The following is a 17,735-nucleotide window of genomic DNA, read 5'->3' on the forward strand; positions in this document are numbered from 1 at the left end:
GGGAGGTTAGAGGCCTCAGGCGGCTTCAAAGCTATCCTGGAGCCAGCCAGAGATTCATGACCCTCCAAGATCTCGGCATCACTGATGATTATTTTTTTATCGCGCTGGAAGGCGGACGGCGCGGAATCCTGTCGGAATTGCTTGAGCGAAGGCAGAACGTCCATTGGCTGCTTAACTTGACAGTGGCATCGAGGAGACGACCGCTGTGGGAGGGGCTTTTACGCATATCCGAAGCCTTACGCCTTTTACATGACGGCGGGACGATCCACCGGACGCTTTCCTCGGCTTCAATTTTCGTTGGCCCTGACGGTAGCAACGACTTTCGATTGAGTGGTTTCGAATGGTCGCTGCGGATTGCAGGTAACGACGGTGCTTCAGCAAATCCAGCCAAGCAACGCGTCGCGAGACCACCGGAACTTGAGCGCGGTCCCGGTGAGTTTTCGACAGCCACCGATTGGTTCGACTTCGGACTACTAGCTGCGGAGATGTTTGGCGCGCCGGTCAGGACTGTAAGAAAACTCAGTGCGCTCAAAAAAGCGATTACCGATCTCCCAACTCTGCGAGAGCGGGAAAAGACGCTTCTCTTGTCGTTACTTGAGGAAGAGGCAGATCGCCGTTTGGTGGATGGTGAGTCCGTGGAGCGGGCCATCCGCGATATTGTTGTCGGCTTAGAAGCTGTTGCATCCGCGTCCAGCAATCCGATTGTTGTTGCGGTGCGCTTAGGACCACTTACGGACCTGTCTCGCGCCATAGAGCGTATCGCAGGAGACCAGGCCCGCGCCGACGCCGTCGAGAATCAAAGAAAATGGATCGAAAATGACTTACGGGGTGATATCCGCGTGATCGCTCGGAGCTACCCGAGGCGTCGATTTATCCTGAAAGGGTCGAAGCTTGAGTATCGAGTATCTCAGTGGGATTTGCCACAGGGGGGCGCAACTTGGGATGTCGGATATTGCGATTCAGTTGAAGACTATCCGAAGTCTTTCCAAGGGGACGACATTCTAAACACTGGTGAACGTAAATTACAGATTCGCTTATACCCCCACGTACGCAACAACATTAACTCGATCCGGGACAAAAGTCTTCCTTGGGACAAGGCATTTCCGGCCAGGGTGGTTGACTCAACCGTAGAACCACACCTTCAAGACGTCCATGATTTCTTTAGGGTCACCCAGCAGATAGACACGCTTTTGATTGCTGCTCAGATTTGCCCCGTTCGAGTGATAGAAGTCGATACGATGGGGGGCATCACCTATATCTCGGTGACCCCCCTCAAGGAAATCGAACGTAATGAGCTGTGTACGTTCCTCAAGCTTTCGCCGACTGCCGATCAAGTTGCAGACTGGTTTGGCTTGGGTGCTGAAGAAATTTCAGATGATGATGAAAAAGAGCCGAGCAGAGATACCTACTATCTTCTTGATAGAAGGACGATCTCGCGTGACCCGCAGGGGGCCGTTCAATGGTCATTTGACCGCCGAGAGATGAATTCTGGAGGCCCCCGCTACCATTTTGTTACAGAGCAAGGCGCCGTAACACGCGCTGGTGCCACGCTCTACTTGGCCCGGAACTTCGGTGGAACCATTGCGCAGATTCGGAGGCGTCACAAAGCCATTGAAGATTTGCGCCAGCACACTTCGCTGTTGCGACTAATCTCGGACCCCTACATTGCGAGCAGGCGCGGGTTAGATCGGGCACCGGCAGGAAGAGCAGCAATCGACCTTGACGAATCGAAAAGAAGAACTATTGAGCAACTCTGGCAGGTGTATCCATCCTTTGCAGTCCAAGGGCCACCGGGGACTGGCAAGACGACTCTAATCCAGGCGTTCTCTGATCGCCTGCTTACTGACGACCCAACGGCGCAGGTTCTTCTTACAGCCCATTCTCATCACACCGTTGACGATGTGCTCCAGAAGACTTCAAAGCTTTTCAATGAGCTGCCCCCAAACCGTCGCCCAATCCTTCTCAGGCTGGGCGCACGGCAAGGGTCTGATTTCGATATTGATGCCACGACCAACGTCATTTTGGATTCCCTCGCGGCCAGTGAAATGGCGCAGGCCGCTCCAGGGTTTCTTAAGGTGAAGCTGGCGGAGGCCATATCATCTCCGGATGAACACATGAGCCCAAGTGTTGAACGGAAGGCCATGCAACTGCTCATCCAAGATGCGGCGAATCTAACGTTTGCCACGTCCAACGCGCCTGACTTGGCCGAGCTTTCCAATAGGGGGCGGCGGTTTGATTGGTCTGTAATTGAAGAAGCGGGCAAGGCGCATGGCTTCGATATGGCGGCGGCGTTGCAGGCAAGCCATCGCATTTTGCTGATCGGAGATCACCATCAGCTCCCTCCCTACAACGCAGAGACATTTGAGGACCTCTTAGGGGAACCTCTTCGAGTACAAAAGGCTGTGCAATTGGGTGCTCAGTTCGCTCCAGGACTGGTTGACCCCGCTCTCGTCGATGAGGATCCTAGCAAAGATAGCTTTGCCGACCGCTGCACCAAGTGGAGATCAATGGTTCGCTTTTTCGGCCGCTTCTTCGAGCAAAGCATGGGAGAAGGCATAGGATTAGACGGCCCAGCCTCCACACTGACCGATCAGCACAGGATGCATCCAGATATCGCGGACTTGGTGGGCCGAATTTTTTATCCAGATGACAGCGGTACTCTCCTGAAAACTCCTGACGAGGCGAAGGTGAAATTTGAAGGCCTACCTCCATACGACATAACCCTCTCTTCTTGGATGCCGGAGGCGCGGATAATTTGGCGTGACGTTCCATGGATACAGAAGGAAAAGTTTTCAGTCGGCGAGCAAACCGGACTTTTTATTTCGGACAGCGAAGCCGAAGCGGTTGTTGACACTCTTCAACAGTTTCGGCCGCGCGGAAACCAAAAGTGTCACATCCAGATTTTGTCGCCATACAACGATCAGTTGAAGCTTATCCGAAAAAAGATCGAGGCTGCGAGGGCGGCTGGGACACTTGAATGGATGTTCCAATCGCCTTTCGATCTTACGGTCGACAAACGGCTTGGTGCGACGGTTGATGAATTCCAAGGAAGTGAGGCTGATATTGTCATAGTAAGTCTCGTGCGGAACAATGCGTTGGTTCCGTGGAAGAGCCTTGGGTTTCTTAAGCAAGAGACGAGAATGAACGTTTTGCTTAGTAGAGCAAAACAGAAGCTTGTCATTGTAGGGAGCTGGGATTTTTTTTCGAGCCGATGCAACGATTTCACTCCCGAAGAAGCTGATTACGCCTACATCGGACGAATGATGGCGTTCATGGAGAGAGCGCAGGTGAATAGAACGTTGGTTAGGACAGGAGGACGCTCGTGACCTCACTCTACGTTCCAGTCTTCCGCGTTGCGGTGAACTATTTGGTGAATTTTGGCCGCCGATGGAGTGTTCTTGAGCAGATGTTGCTGCTCGAATTGGCTTCTGGGCGACACTCGGTCCGCGAGTTGGCCCGAAAATCTCTGGTTCCGGACCGTCTTGTTGTGGAGGGCTTGATCAATCTAATGCGGGTGGGTTGGATTGAAGTGCGATCCACAGCAGCAGGGAACTTTTTCACGGCTACTACCGCCGGCAAAAGACGGGCCGCCGACGAAACTCTGCCTGCCCAACTACAGCGCGGCGGGCGTTGGATATCGCTATGTTTTGATCGATTGTCGGGAAGCTGGCTTAGAGCAGACGATCTTGATCTGGTGTATGAAAAAGACCTGCCGGAGAACGCTAACCTCCTTGAGTCGATTGAACAAAATTACGATCCGAACGACGCGACCATTCGCGATCTTCTGTATTTAGGCGTTGACGAGGATCTGGAGGACGAAGAGCCGAAGTTGCGGACACCATCCAGGCCCTATGCTCGGGTCTATCTCGACATGGGGGAACTCACAGGCCTCCCCGACTACGCCCCTATGCGTCTCCGGGAGAAGCTACGCGCACAACTCATTAAACTTGGGGCCGTCCCAACGAAGCGGGCGGCCAAGATCAGCACCGGCATAGGCGAGGGGGTCGGGCGTGCGTCCTTGGATTCAAGCAACTTTATCGTTGGTGGGGAGGAACACCTTGAATTTCTTCAGAGTGCTCTGAGATCTACAAAATCATACATTGCGTTCCATTCTTGTTTCGTTCATCCAGAGACAATCAAAAGACTTCTGCCATCACTTTCAGAGGCAGCTAGGCGCGGCGTAAAAGTTGATCTGTTGTGGGGGTTGCGCGTAGACGCTGAAGATCCGAAACCTGCGGCCCCCATCGGGGAAGTGCAACAGTTGCTTGCAATGCTGCCCCAATCTGCGAACCAACGCATACAGCTATCTCCAAATTCTTCAGGTTCTCACGCCAAGATCATCATCTTTGACGACAAAGAGTTCGGTTGGACTACCGTCGTAGGGTCCTGCAACTATTTGTCTTCATGGTACAGCGCCAAGGACGTGTCGCTCCGGACCACCTCGCGTGTAGTTGGTCGCGAGGTGGTGGGTCAGCTCATCAGCGCCCAGGTTCCCTCAGCGGGGAGTTGGCCCGCTGTAGCTAGAAGACTGCGCAGTGTTTGGCAGGAAATTCGCAGTTTCGATCCACAAACAGAGGCAGGCGAGTACTCTATTGAACTCTTGGTTGACGAGGACCATTACGCGTGTATTACGCGAGCTCGGGATGAGGCTAAGGCCCGAATATTAATTGGGTGTGATCTCTTCGGCTTGGCAGCCGAAACGTCGGTGGTGGTTCCGATGGAGGTCGCGGCTCGAGACGGGTGCCGAGTAGAACTCATGTACAATCGGCCCAGCAAGACTATGACAGAGCAGGGCCGGACACCCAGTGTGAACGAACTTGCCGCGCGCGGCTTAGAATTGCACCGCGATCCGTCATTACACGGCAAGTTCCTTATCGTTGATAACGACACCGTCGCGGTGACGAGCTTCAACTGGCTCTCCACTTCGGTTTCCGGCGCCCGATCGCGCGGCGCCGAGCTTGGTTTGCACGTAAGAGGGCCTGGGGTTGGCTCGTGGTTGGCAGAGAAGTTGACTGCTAAGCAAGGCGCCGGATCAGAGCGGGCCTCCTAAACACCTCGGATCCCGCTTCGTGCCTGTTAGCTGCCATTCCGCAATCGGCCCCATGTTTGACATTCAGTCAGACGGTCCCGCAATGCGCCGACGACAATTCTTTCTCTGAGATGCCTCAGTTGGCTCCACTTTGCATTCTGTGACCTGCCACCGAATGTTCATCCAGCCGCAATTAGAGCCTCGGCGGGTTGTACGCCGTATGGCGCGGGTTGAGCAACGGGCGATCGGCGGAGCTGGTCGGGGTTGCGCAGCCGATCGCCCGTTGCGGTGAGATTGGCGGCATAAGCCGCCGGCGTGATGTAGCCGAGCGCCGAATGTGGGCGCGATCGGTTATAGTCGTCCCGCCCATGCATGGTCTTCGTTGGATCGGTGTAAGCGGAAAGCCGAACAGGCCGTAGCGCGCTTACTCCGTTACATTTCAGCTAGCAGAGTGTTTCGCAGGGGATCCCATCCTTGTCGCGATCGAGTTTTCCGCCCCATGAGCAGTTTTGCAGGTACCAGTTGGCGTCGTCGCAGGAACCGATCTGCTTGCACGTTCTCCGCGGCTCGCAAGAATAGCCGCTCTGCGCGACCAGCTTACGGCTGATGATGCCCAGCGGGCGACTCGACGGCGCCGCGCCGTCGGCGTGCGCAGCGCGCCATTCCCAGGGTGCCTGAAACGTCCCGGCCCACAGGCCGATCTTTGAGGCTTGGGCTTGCGCCTGCTGCCCCGCATAAGCGCCCTGGCTGTAGTGAGGCCAATCCAGCGCCTGGCCGTGCTCGACCATCCAGGCGGCCACGCCCGCGCCGTCGGCGCGCCGACAATCGCCGACAAAGCGGTGGTAGCGGTCCCACGTCACGAATGTGCATTCGAGCGGCCTCGACGCGGCTAGGAAAGTGTCCAGCGCTTCGGCCGATCGCCGGCCGCAAGGATACTCGGCGCCATTCGCATCGCGGCACAGCTGCCGGCTCTCTGGCGCGTCGATGCCGTTGAAGCGGACGCGCTGGCCGTGGATTTCGATCGTATCGCCGTCAATGACGGAAGCGACACCGGTAAGCGAAGCGGGCGCCACCCTTCGTGGGCTGGCCTTTGATGCATCGTTGCTACGTTGCGCGCTCGACTGCGCCAGGAAGGCGGCCACTGCCGCCGCTGCCGTAAGACCGAGCATTGCCGGCACGCTCGCAAGTTGGCGCCGCCACAGCTTGGCACCGGTGGGTCTCTGCCACCGATTGGATCGATATTTGCGGTATGGCCTGCTCATCCGCTACGCCGACCAGCCCGGCCATGCGCTGTCGACCATGGGCAGGCCGGCGCAATAGTAATCGTCAACGAACCGCCCGGTGGACCGGTCGCGGCAGCGCCAGATAACGCTGTAGTTCTGGCCATAGAATTGGTCCCACGCGACGCCATAGGTTTGTGGTGGCGGTGGCCGGTAATATGTTCCGCCTCCATAGCCGTTGTTGGCAGCGACACCCACAGCTGCGCCGCCGACAGCCGCGACCGCTATGCCCGTCGCGACAGCATTGTCGGTTTGCACAAGCCTGGTGCACTTCTCTGCTGTTGCGCCCCTGCGCACTAGAAGGGACGCTACCCGACTACGATACTGTTCGTCCGTGCTGCTGGCGAGAACGTGACATAGCGCAACGGTATTCATTGCCGTGAGATCGCTGTCCGACACGACAGTGCTCGTAGAGCAGCCGCTGACGCACAGGGCTGCACTTGCGATGAGTGCTCCAATTTTCATGTGAATTCCCCCAAACAAATATTGGGGCGAGTCCGACCTGGAAGTCCAGAGTTTTGTTTTTCACTTTGCTACGATTCACAGCATGCTGCGGCTAGCTGGCATCCACTGCAACCAACCCTTCCGCCGGTCGTTGACTGATGCTGGGTTGAACTCAGCTACTCCAGAACTTGCCCGCAGGCTCAAAACCGGCGGGCTTTTTTCCGCGACGCCGGAAAGCTCTATCTCGCCGCATGTTGTGGTACATCGGCACGCCGTCATCGGGCCGTGCCGTTGACCAAGGTGGTCCCTCCGCCATGGTCGGCCGGCGCAGCCTTGACCGTCCGCGCGGGCCATCCCAATCAAGCCCGCTGGCTTCGGTCGGCGGCTTTTTATTTGATCCCCGGCGCCGTCGGCTTGGATCTAGATCCTCGCCAGTGCCGGATTTGAAGGTAAGCTGCGGCGGTATGATCGCACTTCGCGCGGGACGGACCATTGGTGTGCAGCAAGAGCGCCGAGTTCATTCGGCCAAGATTCTGCACTAGGCCGAGGTAGGTGAAGGCAGATAGCTATCCGGTAATCGCTGAGATATTGGAGATAATGTTCCCCCATGGAGGTGTGTACCAGTATTATAAGTTTCCAAAATTCATGTACGAACGCCGTGGACGAGCTGCTGTGTGCGCTTGCCGTAAATCGCTTCCGCGAGTTCACAGTCAGAGGTTGGCTAGGACCCTAACGCGAGAGCATCAAGCGCCCCTTTCGCGATGAACTCCTCAACGAGAGGCTCCTTGGCCCAGGCCCGCGCGAGACTCAATATATGGCGCGCCGATTACAACGGCGCGCATCCGCACTCGCAGATCGGATGGCAGACACCCAACGAATTTGCATCGACCTTCAACCCGCGACGGTCGCTCGCGCTGCGCAACGTGAAACGCTCCGCGCCAGCACCCGTCGCGTCCACCGCCCATCAGGGCAAATCCACCCCCGGAAACGAACTCACGACTGGATAAAATTTGGGGGAAACGTCAGGGCGGCCATAACTTTGCAGTCTTCAGACGCGAGGCGGCCTACAACAGCGCTGCCCACCATGCTTGTGGCCCGCGACCCACACGGCTTTTCCCTTCAGATCGTACATTATGCTTCCTTCATGATTACCGATGTCTGCATGACCTTGAGGTCTTCCCGCACCATTTCCGCGGCGAGCTCGCGCACGGATGTCTCATGCACCCAGCCGAGCTTCTCCTTCGCCTTGGTGGCATCGCCCAGGAGAAGATCGACTTCCGTGGGGCGGAAGTAGCGTGGGTCTACCTGGACTAGGCATCTGCCGGTCTCGACATCATAGCCCTTTTCGTTGACTCCCTCACCACGCCATTCAAGCTCGACGCCGACATCTTCGAAAACCCATTCGACGAATTGGCGGACAGCGGTCGTCTTGCCCGTCGCCAGCACGTAATCATCCGGTTGATCCTGCTGCATCATCATCCACATACCACGCACGTACTCACGCGCATGGCCCCAATCGCGTTGAGCATCGAGATTGCCGAGATAAAGCTTGTCCTGCTTGCCGAGGTAGATAGCAGCGGCGGCGCGGGTGATCTTGCGCGTCACAAAAGTTTCGCCGCGCAGTGGGCTTTCATGATTGAAGAGAATGCCGTTGGAAGCATGGATACCATAGGCCTCGCGATAGTTGACCACGATCCAGTAGGCGTAGAGCTTGGCGGCGGCGTAAGGGCTGCGCGGATAAAAGGGCGTTGTTTCGTTCTGCGGTACGGATTGCACGAGGCCGTAGAGCTCTGAAGTCGAGGCCTGATAGAAGCGGGTCTTGTCCTTCAGACCGAGGAGGCGGATCGCCTCAAGAAGTCGCAATGTTCCGATACCGTCGGCGTTTGCTGTGTATTCCGGCGTTTCGAACGACACCTGGACATGGCTCTGAGCGGCCAAGTTGTAAATCTCGTCTGGCTGGGATTCCTGAACTACTCGGATGAGATTAGTCGCATCAGTGAGGTCACCGTAATGCAAAATTAGGCGCGGATCGGGATCGTGCGGGTCTTGGTAGATGTCTTCGATGCGACCCGTGTTGAAGGAAGAGGAACGTCGCTTAATCCCATGAACGACGTAGCCTTTTTCCAGCAGAAGACGGGTAAGATAGGCACCATCCTGTCCCGTTATGCCCGTAACCAGAGCAACTTTCCTGTTCTCGCCCATTTTCTTCCTGCTCTATGGTAGTTGAAGTTTCGAATCTGGCTCGCACACCGCCAGCAAACTGCGGCCCGCCCCATACCCTATGGTAGGATTTCGACAGATGCGGCGCGGAGCTCGTCATTGACAGTGTCAGCCAGCGAGCACACCTGCTCCTGCTTCGAGGCAGAGCAAAACAGAGTCTCGCCGCTAACCTGCCTAAGTCGCACATGCGGCCTGAGTGCCGAACTCAGCTCACGGGGTGAGCGACATAGATTTCAGTCACGTCGCACCCGATTTGCTCATCAATCAGCGAGTGAGGACGCCCTTCTGGGAATCTACGTCCGTTCTCAAGCACGCACAGTCGGTTGCATAGCCGCTCCGCTTCTTCCACGAAGTGGGTGGCCAGTAGAATCGTCTTGCCCTGCGCCAACAGGGCAGTAGCAGTTCCCAGATAAAATGGCGAGCATGTGGGTCCAACCCACACTAGCACTCCACCATCCCTCTTTTGCGCTGACCAAGTAATCTTTGCCTGCTTCAGCATCTCTAATGGAAATCGTTTTGATCAGTGAAATCGATTGTTTGGATGAGGTGCATCCATAAAATGGATTGTTTGACAGGGCAGCGCGGCACCATCGGCGGCACAAAGTCGTGGGCGCGAGGTTTCGCTCCGCGCGAAGACAAAGTTCGTGGCAGTCGGGGGCTTCGGGCGAACCGCACATCCGAGACGGCGGCGAAAAGCCGGGTAGGGCATTACGTATTGACCTCCAAGGAATTTCGGGCGCGCTAGCCCGAAAACGGTAGCTGGGCTTCAACGATGGGCGGGACGAGGCGACCATCAAACTGTGTTTCATACTGTAGGCGATCGCAGTGCGGCGAATTTGAACGGCCGCCTTTGCCAGCCCTCGCCATCGCATCCGGCTACAGGTGCCGAAGATCTTCTCGATCCGAGTACAAATTCTAAGGATCGGTTGGTTCCAGGCGTCGAGCTTTCGGCCTCGTCGCGCCCCCACATAGCGGTTGCGACGATGCGCGGCCTTCCACCCTTGGCGCGCACCGCGTCGCCGAGATGATTGCCTCGGTAGGCGCTGTCGGCAAACACTTCGCCGGGATTGTCGGGCAGAGCATCAGGAACGGCGTTGCCGTCCTCGGTGTGGGCGCCGTGACGGCGATCTCCTCGACAAGGGCCGTCTCGGCGTAGGCACCGAAATGGGCTTTGAAGCAATGAAACGCTGGTCGGCGCTTGTACTTGACCCAATGGCCCTCTTCATCATCTTCGCTGGCCGAGGCGATGATCGCCGCATCGACCGGCGTGCCGATCTTCACCTGGATCGCTGAACTGGCGGGTGATCTCGGCGAACAACAGGGTCATGAACCTCAAGGGCCTGTCGAAAACGGACGAGAGCGGGTTCGCACAGGTGTCGGCTCTGACACCGAGAACCCGCAGAACCGTCGGAACGATCCTCCACATGGCTGCAGACGCCAAAATTCCTCTCCCGGCCATCGTCGCACAGCATCGCGTGCCAGTCGCTCAGTCCAGCCGGCTCGAAAGCTATCCGGCAGGAGTTGCGCCATGTTGGCGCACTTGAAAGCGTCAGAGGGCGCCGTGTCGCATCTTTCGGTGGGACCGACGCCATGATGGCCATAAATGACGTGGATGGCCTGCGCCTGACATTCGACGGCTGGCGGGTCCTGCACATCCGTCCTTCAGGAAACGCCCGCAAATGACATGTTACGTTGAGGCAGTTAAGAATTGGACTGAAAAAGGGACTTTGTGGACTGCCTCGACCGGCTGTTTCGCTTAGCTAAGCGCGGCCCCACGTCAGCAGAGGCTCATGGTCACGCCTTAGTATCCATCACATGGATGGGCCACATTCACGCAATCAATTTTACACATGTCGCCGGGCGCATTAGAGAACGCTGAATTTAAACCGGAAGCGAGTGTACCTGGCGTCAAGATTTGCGAGCGTCACAGAAGATAAGGATAGGCAGTGCTGAGGGAGCTCTTCTGCCCCACGCGCAGCCTCTACCAAATCGCCCGGCGTAACGGTCGACTAGTATCGATTAAGAGATCCCAAGCCAGATGCAACCTCGTCTCTGAAACGAGATTTCCGAAAATGCAGGTCAGTGGATTGGTAAAGCGCAGGTTCGTCGTCTCTCAGAGGCGTACGGGGTTCGGTGATTGTCTGTGGTCGCTGGCGGCCGCTTGGCGCTACGCTCAGCGGTCGGGACGAACGCTAGCCGTCGACTGGCGCGGGTCCTGCTATCTCGACCAACCCTTCACAAATGCCTTTCCGGTGTTCTTCCAACCGATCAATGACATCGCTGGCGTACCGGCTATTTGCGACGACCGGATCAACGACTTTTCCTTTCCGGGTCCATTCTTCCCGGAGTGGTGGAATAGGCCAGCGATCAACTGCCTTTACCGCCCAGATGAGCAGATTTTCCAAGAGCGCGACGAGTTGGGCGAGCTCTTTCAGGCCGAACACGATGTCGAAGCGAACACAGTAGTGTGTGACGCTTGCTTGATGTGGCGCTGCGATGAGGATGCCGAGCGGCAGGTCTTCCAGAGTGTCAAGCCTCGGTCTGAAATTCAAACACGCATAGATGCCATTTACCAAGAATGTTTTGAGGGGCACAGCATCATCGGGGTTCATGTTCGACATGGTAACGGTGAAGACATCATGGACCATGCGCCCTACTGGGCCAATCCGGAGTTCGCCGTTCGACAAGTGTGCACTGCGGTTGATAAGGCTAAAGCGTTACCGCACCCCAAGCCTGTGCGGCTGTTCTTGTGCACGGACAGCGCGCAAATCCTGGATCATCTGTCGGCCAAGTTTCCCGATCTTCTCACCGTCCCCAAGCATTTCCGATCCGATCAAGACGGCCCCTTACACACTGCAGCACTTGGGATCGACGGCGCAATTTCCGCCCTCGTTGAGATGTATCTTCTCGGGCGCTGCGATACTGTAATTCGGTTTCCTCCGACGAGCGCCTTTACACGATATGCACGCCTTTTCGTACCGCGGGTAATTGAGTTCGATCTGAAGGACCCAAGTCGTTTGATTTTGATAGAAGGCAGCCAAAGAATCTCTCATCTTGATTAAGACCGCTACCTGAGCAATTCGGCAAACGGAACGAACAGGCATAGAGACATCGACCGCAATCCACGAGAGGCGGGCCATGGCATACGCTAAATGTCCCGCAGCTGCTCAGCTTGATCCGCAGGCTTGAGGATCCGGACACACTGCAGCAGTTCTTGGCTCCATTCGGGACTGTTGCCGACGTCGATGAAACCAACGGCCTTAGGGCACGAATACAGAATGACGAGATCATTCATCTGCGGCCGTCCGGCAACGCGCCAGAACTTCGCTGTTACTCGGAGCGCCGCAAGACCATCCTAGAGCGACGGCGGTCGTGACGCTGACGCTAAGGGCGCGGGCAATGACGTCCAGAGACGAAATCGAGGTTGTTTAATGAAAGTGGTTCCCGTCATCATCAGCGGTGGAGCCGGATCGCGGCTATGGCCCGCTTCGAGGCAATCGCACCCCAAACCTTTCCTTAAAGTAGCAGATGGACATTCTCTCATTCAGCACACTGTGCTGCGCGTCGGTTCGATAAAGGGCGTAGTGGAACTCGTCGCCGTGACATCTGGGGAACACCTCTTCCTTACCAAGGACGAGTTCGACGAACTAGATTCCGTGGTCCTGCCACGCACCTTTCTGCTCGAGCCTGAAGGCCGGGATACGGCCGCAGCCGTTGCGGCAGCCGCCATCCATGCCAAGGCAACGCAAGGCCCTGACGCGATTCTATGCGTCTTCCCAGCCGATCACATGGTTGGCAACCTGCCTGCATTTTTAGACGTCATGTGCCGGGCCATCGAACATGCGAAGCTCGGGCGGATCGCCACATTGGGCATCGCCCCAACCAGACCGGACACGGCATTCGGCTATATCGAAGCGGATGGTGAGGAAGTCGTCCGTTTCGTTGAAAAACCGGATCTGGACACAGCCAAAGCCTATGTCGCGTCCAAGCGCTTCTTCTGGAACGCCGGCATTTTCTGCTTTAGCGCACAAACCATGCTCGACGAGATGGCATCGCATTGCCCCGCGGTGATCCAGGCCGTCTCCGACAGCTACGAGAACGGGCGCTTCAGTCAAGGCGAAGGCTTTGCCAAAATCGAACTCGCGCCTGAGCATTTCGGCTCCGCCCCGCGAATCTCGCTCGACCACGCTGTCATGGAGAAGACGAACAAACTTGCCGTGGTTGCCTGCGACATGGATTGGAACGACATCGGATCCTGGAACGCAATGGCCGATTTGATCGCCCCCGACGAAAGCGGGAACAGGATACGCGGCGATGTGCATATGGTCGACACGACCGGCAGCTATGTGAGCTCCGACAAGCGCGTCATCGGCACGGTCGGTGTCAGCGATCTGGTGATCGTCGATTCCCCGGACGCTTTGCTTGTCGCATCCCGCGACCGCGTTCAGGACGTCAAGAAGCTGTTCGAGGGCCTCAAGGCTTCAGGACATGAAGCTCACCTGGTCCATAGCACGGTACACCGGCCGTGGGGTACCTACACGGTTCTTGAGGAAGGCGAGCGCTTCAAGATCAAACGCATCGAGGTGAAGCCCGGTCGGCAGCTGAGCCTGCAGATGCACTATCATCGTTCGGAGCACTGGGTCGTGGTCAGCGGCTCCGCGAAAATCGTCAATGGCGAGCAGGAGTTGTTCCTGGCGACAAACGAATCAGCCTACATCCCCTGCGGCCATAAGCATCGGCTGGAGAACCCAGGCAGAATTGACCTGGTGATCATTGAAGTGCAGAGCGGCGATTATCTCGGCGAGGATGATATCGTTCGCTTCGACGACGTATATGGTCGAACGCAGATTTCACCCGCGCATGACGAGAAAGGTCAACGTGTCGCTGGCTAATTGCCACTAGGAAGGCCGTCTGCCCACTCAGGACCGGATGCTTGTGGAATCGGGAATTGACCAAGGCAGCGGCGAATGACCGCAATCGGCATCAGGGTGGGACAAATCAAACGGAAAAGACCGGAGAGCGTAGCAACGCAACACAGTCCCACTGTCGAATAAGCCTTTGATATTTCTGACTTTCCAAGCACCCCGCGCCCACCAAAATGTTTAATGTCAATGGCTTATGGCCGACTTCGCTCTGAAGTGGGCCAAATCGGCCTCGCTATCCCCGCAGCACTCAGTTGATTATTTTCGCATGAAAACGAGCAAGGACAGGGGGAGGGCGATCTTGTGCTGGCTTGTATGTCCAATCTTGCTCCTGTTCGTCGTCAGGTTGTGTGCAGCCGCATAGCGCGGCTATCGCGAGGCTGGAAGCCTCCGATCGATAGGTGCGGCGAACGGGGGCAACGAGGTGCGAATAGGATGGGTGAGCGTATGATCGAGAATACCGCAGCTGCGGTCTAGCGCGAAATGCGGCGTCTGTGACTCATCGGTCATTGCAGCGCGATGAACCGGAAATCATGACCCTAAGCCGCCCTTCATCAGCCCACCAGCGCCCAGAAGAAGGCGAAGATCCGTCACAATGCCCACCTGTACCAAGGCTTCAAGCAGTTCACCGCGAATGTGAAGACCGCCAGCCATTGCTTCTTCATTTTCGGCCATTCGCTCGCTACGAATGACGACCACATCCTTAACCGCATAGCGCGTGGCAAGTTTCGCAAGCTCTGTGTTGGCATCTATGGTGAACCAGCATCCGCGGATAACCAGCGGATCATGAACCACGCGAACGAGCTAGCGGTGCAGCGCAACGAAAAATCGCCGCTTGATGTCGTCTTTTATGATGCTGCTACAGTTCATGTCTGGGGTTTAGGGTTAGAAGCGGAATGACTGCCAACCAGGTCATCGAGCCGGAAACTGACCGGCCGGTCGGCCCAAAAATGACATTCAGTTGCCTCCAGCCTTTCGACACGAGCCACTTCACGATCTCGCGATTGCCAGCTAGCGGCTTGTTGCTCGAGCTGCGCGATCCTAGTCTGTGGTCGCTATGCCTCAGCAAGAAGAGTCCGGTTTCTAGCCGGGCGGAGGGGCAACGAGATAGCCAGCTCAGGACAAGGAGAGCAAGCCATGGTCGCATTTACCCTCAATGGCGAGGCGCGAACACTCGACGTCGATCCAGAGATGCCGCTGCTCTGGGCGATCCGTGACGGCATCGGACTCACAGGAACGAAATTCGGTTGCGGCCTTGCCCAGTGCGGCGCTTGCACGGTTCACGTTAACGGCATGCCGACGCGCTCGTGCCAGACCGCAGTCGGCGACATCGAAGGAGCCTCGATCACCACCATTGAGGGCGTGTCGGGCAAGATCGGCGAAACGGTCCAGGCCGTGTGGGCCGAGTTCGACGTACCTCAATGCGGCTATTGCCAGTCTGGCCAGATCATGTCGGCCGTGGCCCTCCTGACAGAGACGCCGAAGCCGACGGACGATGATATTGATTCGGCGATGAGCGGCAATCTCTGCCGCTGCGCCACCTATCATCGCATCCGCGCGGCCATCCACGAGACCGCCAACCGGCTGGAGACTTGAGGCATGTTGCAGTTTCTCCCGAAGCATAATGCCGTGGGGCCCACGCGCCGCCAGTTCCTCCTCGGCACGGCCGTCACCACCGCGGGCCTCGCCGTGGGCTACCGGCTAATGATGGCCGCGCCCGCCAACGCACAAACGACGCCTGCAGCGGTCCAGGCGAACCCCTTCCAGACCTATGTCGAGATCACACCGGAGAACCGAATCGTCATCCACTCGTCGCAGTTCGAGATGGGACAAGGCTCCTATTTCGGCATCGCCACCCTGGTTATGGAAGAGCTCGACGGCGCCTGGGCGCAGGTCCACGTGGTCGGCGGATATGGCAATACCGCGCTCTACGGCAATCTCGCCTGGGGCGGGGCCGCGCAGGGAACCGGTGGCTCCACGTCGATGAGCTCGTCGTGGGAGCGCTATCGCAAGGCGGGTGCTGCCGCACGGGCCATGCTGGTGGCGGCCGCGGCGCAGCGGTGGGACGTGCCAGCCGGCGAGATCACAGTCGCTTCCGGGGTCGTGTCGCACGCCTCAGGGATGCAGGCGCGCTTCGGTGACCTGGCTGAAGCCGCAGCGGGAATGCCGGTTCCCGACGACGTGCCGCTAAAGCCGCGCGACAAGTGGGCCCAGATCGGATCGGACAGCCTCAAGCGCTACGATTCCGCCGGCAAGACCAATGGCGCGCAGACCTACACGATCGACCTCAAGATGGATGGACTCAATACGGCCGTTATGATCCATCCGCCGAAGTTCGGCGCTGAGATCGAGAGCTTCGACGCCTCCAAGGCCAAGGCACTCGACGGCATTGTCGATGTCGTCCAGACGCCGCGCGGCATTGCCGTGGTCGGCAGGGACATGTGGACGGCGCTCAAGGGCCGCGATCTCGTGGAGGTGACCTGGAACGAAGAGAAGGCCGAAAGGCGCGGCACGGCCGAGATCATGGCCGAATACACTAAGGCAGCAGACGATCCGGGCGCGGCCACCGCGCGCGACGACGGTAACACTCCCGCAGCGTTGGCCAGTGCTGAGAAAGTCATCCAAGGGCACTACGAATTCCCCTATCTTGTCCATGCTTCGATCGAGCCACTCAACGCGGCCGCCCGAATCAACGAAGACGGCACCATCGACGTCTGGGGCGGACACCAGATGCCCGACCTTTATCAGGCGGCTGCCGCTCAAGTAGGCGGCACCACGCCGGACAAGGTGAGGCTGCACGTGATGAAGACCGGCGGCAGCTTCGGCCGCCGAGCGGTCTCGGACGCAGATCTCATTATCGAAGCTGTTTCCACAGCGCGTGCACTGGGACCCGGCAAGCCAGTGAAGGTGCAGTGGACCCGCGAGAACGACATGCGGGGTGGGCGGTACCGGCCGGCCTATGTGCACGCAGTCGAGGCGGGGCTCGACAAGGAAGGCAATGTCGTCGCTCTCCATGACCACATCGTGGGCCAATCGATCGCGGGCGGTTCGCCCTTTGCGGCGATGATCGAGAACGGCATCGATCCGACCTCCGTAGAGGGCGCCACCAACCTGCCCTATGCGATCCCGAACCTGAAGGTCGAGCTGACCACCACGGACGTGAACATCCCAGTGCTGTGGTGGCGTTCGGTAGGCTCCACCCACACCGCTTACGCAATGGAAACCCTGATCGATGAGCTCGCCGCCGCTGCGAACCGTGATCCGGTCGACTTCCGCATGTCGATGCTCGGTCACCATCCACGGCATGCCGGCGTGCTGAAATTGGCTGCTGAGAAGGCAGGCTGGGACAAGCCTCTGCCGGAAGGCCGTTTCCGCGGCGTGGCCCTGCATGAAAGCCTCTCGACTTATGTCGCCGAGGTGGTCGAGATCACCTTCAACGATGGAAATGATTTCAAAGTCGACCGCGTCGTCTGCGCGGTAGATTGCGGCACCGCGATAAATCCTGACCAGATCCGCGCTCAGATGGAGGGCGGTATCGGCTTCGGGCTAGGCGCGATCCTCCAGGAGGAGCTGACCCTGACGGGCGGTGTCGTAGACCAAGAGAACTACGACACCTATATGCCGCTCAGGATCGAGCAGATGCCGCGCGTCGAGGTGCACATTGTGCCGTCCGACGAGCCGCCCACGGGCGTTGGCGAGCCGGGTGTGCCGCCGATCGGCCCGGCCGTCGCCAACGCGCTACGGGCGGCGACGGGCAAGACGATCCGCAAGCTGCCGATCATAAAGAACTTGTCAGCATAGCCGGGAATGACACCATGAAAACGGCCGCGATGAAGATCG

The 17,735-nt window shown here is 57.8% G+C and carries 12 protein-coding genes and 2 pseudogenes; 9 read left to right on the forward strand and 5 right to left on the reverse strand.

Annotation, left to right across the window (positions count from 1 at the left end; translation table 11 throughout):
• The first annotated feature begins 56 nt into the window (after nt 1-56).
• Both NKH23_RS13540 and NKH23_RS13545 read left to right on the forward strand, forming a co-directional pair.
• Entirely contained in the window at nt 57-3,326 is a 3,270-nt protein-coding gene (locus tag NKH23_RS13540) for an AAA domain-containing protein (RefSeq protein ID WP_353034868.1), read from the forward strand.
• Complete coding sequence (locus NKH23_RS13545; protein WP_353034870.1) at nt 3,323-5,050, forward strand: phospholipase D-like domain-containing protein; 1,728 nt, start codon at nt 3,323-3,325, stop codon at nt 5,048-5,050. Before NKH23_RS13540 ends, NKH23_RS13545 begins: the two co-directional genes overlap by 4 nt.
• A gap of 158 nt (nt 5,051-5,208) precedes the next feature.
• Here NKH23_RS13545 and NKH23_RS13550 read toward each other — a convergent pair.
• The 3 genes and pseudogenes from NKH23_RS13550 to NKH23_RS13560 all read right to left on the reverse strand — a co-directional run.
• A pseudogene (locus NKH23_RS13550) lies at nt 5,209-5,391 on the reverse strand (IS3 family transposase); the annotation flags it as partial.
• A gap of 81 nt (nt 5,392-5,472) precedes the next feature.
• Nucleotides 5,473-6,171, reverse strand: a complete 699-nt coding sequence (locus NKH23_RS13555; protein WP_353034872.1) for a thermonuclease family protein — start codon at nt 6,169-6,171, stop codon at nt 5,473-5,475.
• 123 nt (nt 6,172-6,294) lie between these two features.
• Nucleotides 6,295-6,567, reverse strand: coding sequence for a hypothetical protein (locus NKH23_RS13560; RefSeq protein WP_023803258.1), 273 nt, complete (start codon nt 6,565-6,567; stop codon nt 6,295-6,297).
• 947 nt (nt 6,568-7,514) lie between these two features.
• On the opposite strand from NKH23_RS13560, the gene NKH23_RS13565 reads away from it, so the two are divergent.
• Entirely contained in the window at nt 7,515-7,760 is a 246-nt protein-coding gene (locus tag NKH23_RS13565) for an integrase core domain-containing protein (RefSeq protein WP_502912350.1), read from the forward strand.
• 124 nt (nt 7,761-7,884) lie between these two features.
• Here NKH23_RS13565 and gmd read toward each other — a convergent pair whose 3' ends face one another.
• Complete coding sequence (gene gmd, locus NKH23_RS13570) at nt 7,885-8,955, reverse strand: GDP-mannose 4,6-dehydratase (protein ID WP_353034874.1); 1,071 nt, start codon at nt 8,953-8,955, stop codon at nt 7,885-7,887.
• Between the two features lie 140 nt (nt 8,956-9,095).
• A pseudogene (locus tag NKH23_RS13575) lies at nt 9,096-9,411 on the reverse strand (nodulation factor ABC transporter ATP-binding protein NodI); the annotation flags it as partial.
• Nucleotides 9,412-11,045: 1,634 nt separating this feature from the next.
• On the opposite strand from NKH23_RS13575, the gene NKH23_RS13580 reads away from it, so the two are divergent.
• The 6 genes from NKH23_RS13580 (at nt 11,046) to NKH23_RS13605 (ending at nt 17,696) form a co-directional block, all read left to right on the forward strand.
• The gene (locus NKH23_RS13580) at nt 11,046-12,035 is read left to right on the forward strand and encodes a nodulation protein NodZ (RefSeq protein ID WP_023718699.1); all 990 of its coding nucleotides are present in this window, start codon (nt 11,046-11,048) and stop codon (nt 12,033-12,035) included.
• Between the two features lie 152 nt (nt 12,036-12,187).
• Nucleotides 12,188-12,349 (forward strand): hypothetical protein, encoded by a 162-nt coding sequence (locus NKH23_RS13585; protein ID WP_352479197.1) that lies wholly within the window; start codon nt 12,188-12,190, stop codon nt 12,347-12,349.
• 55 nt (nt 12,350-12,404) lie between these two features.
• Nucleotides 12,405-13,865: a mannose-1-phosphate guanylyltransferase/mannose-6-phosphate isomerase gene (locus NKH23_RS13590; RefSeq protein ID WP_353034876.1), complete on the forward strand. Its 1,461-nt coding sequence runs from the start codon at nt 12,405-12,407 to the stop codon at nt 13,863-13,865.
• A 633-nt stretch (nt 13,866-14,498) separates the two neighbouring features.
• Entirely contained in the window at nt 14,499-14,795 is a 297-nt protein-coding gene (locus NKH23_RS13595; protein ID WP_245278578.1) for a DUF4917 family protein, read from the forward strand.
• A gap of 237 nt (nt 14,796-15,032) precedes the next feature.
• Entirely contained in the window at nt 15,033-15,491 is a 459-nt protein-coding gene (locus NKH23_RS13600; RefSeq protein WP_352467057.1) for a (2Fe-2S)-binding protein, read from the forward strand.
• 3 nt (nt 15,492-15,494) lie between these two features.
• Nucleotides 15,495-17,696 carry a xanthine dehydrogenase family protein molybdopterin-binding subunit gene (locus NKH23_RS13605; protein WP_352700478.1) on the forward strand — a complete coding sequence of 734 codons (2,202 nt, stop codon included), beginning with the start codon at nt 15,495-15,497 and terminating at the stop codon, nt 17,694-17,696.
• Nucleotides 17,697-17,735 lie beyond the last annotated feature (39 nt).

Origin of the sequence: Mesorhizobium sp. M1328 (assembly GCF_040318075.1) — a bacterium.
Classification (GTDB): domain Bacteria; phylum Pseudomonadota; class Alphaproteobacteria; order Rhizobiales; family Rhizobiaceae; genus Mesorhizobium.

What these genes read in the sequence shown, in the direction of transcription:
- NKH23_RS13540 (WP_353034868.1), top strand. Translation starts at nt 57, where the DNA reads ATGACCCTCCAAGATCTCGGCATCACTGATGATTATTTTTTTATCGCG.
- NKH23_RS13565 (WP_502912350.1), top strand. Translation starts at nt 7,515, where the DNA reads ATGAACTCCTCAACGAGAGGCTCCTTGGCCCAGGCCCGCGCGAGACTC.
- gmd (WP_353034874.1), bottom strand. Translation starts at nt 8,955, where the DNA reads ATGGGCGAGAACAGGAAAGTTGCTCTGGTTACGGGCATAACGGGACAG.
- NKH23_RS13580 (WP_023718699.1), top strand. Translation starts at nt 11,046, where the DNA reads ATGCAGGTCAGTGGATTGGTAAAGCGCAGGTTCGTCGTCTCTCAGAGG.
- NKH23_RS13590 (WP_353034876.1), top strand. Translation starts at nt 12,405, where the DNA reads ATGAAAGTGGTTCCCGTCATCATCAGCGGTGGAGCCGGATCGCGGCTA.
- NKH23_RS13600 (WP_352467057.1), top strand. Translation starts at nt 15,033, where the DNA reads ATGGTCGCATTTACCCTCAATGGCGAGGCGCGAACACTCGACGTCGAT.
- NKH23_RS13605 (WP_352700478.1), top strand. Translation starts at nt 15,495, where the DNA reads ATGTTGCAGTTTCTCCCGAAGCATAATGCCGTGGGGCCCACGCGCCGC.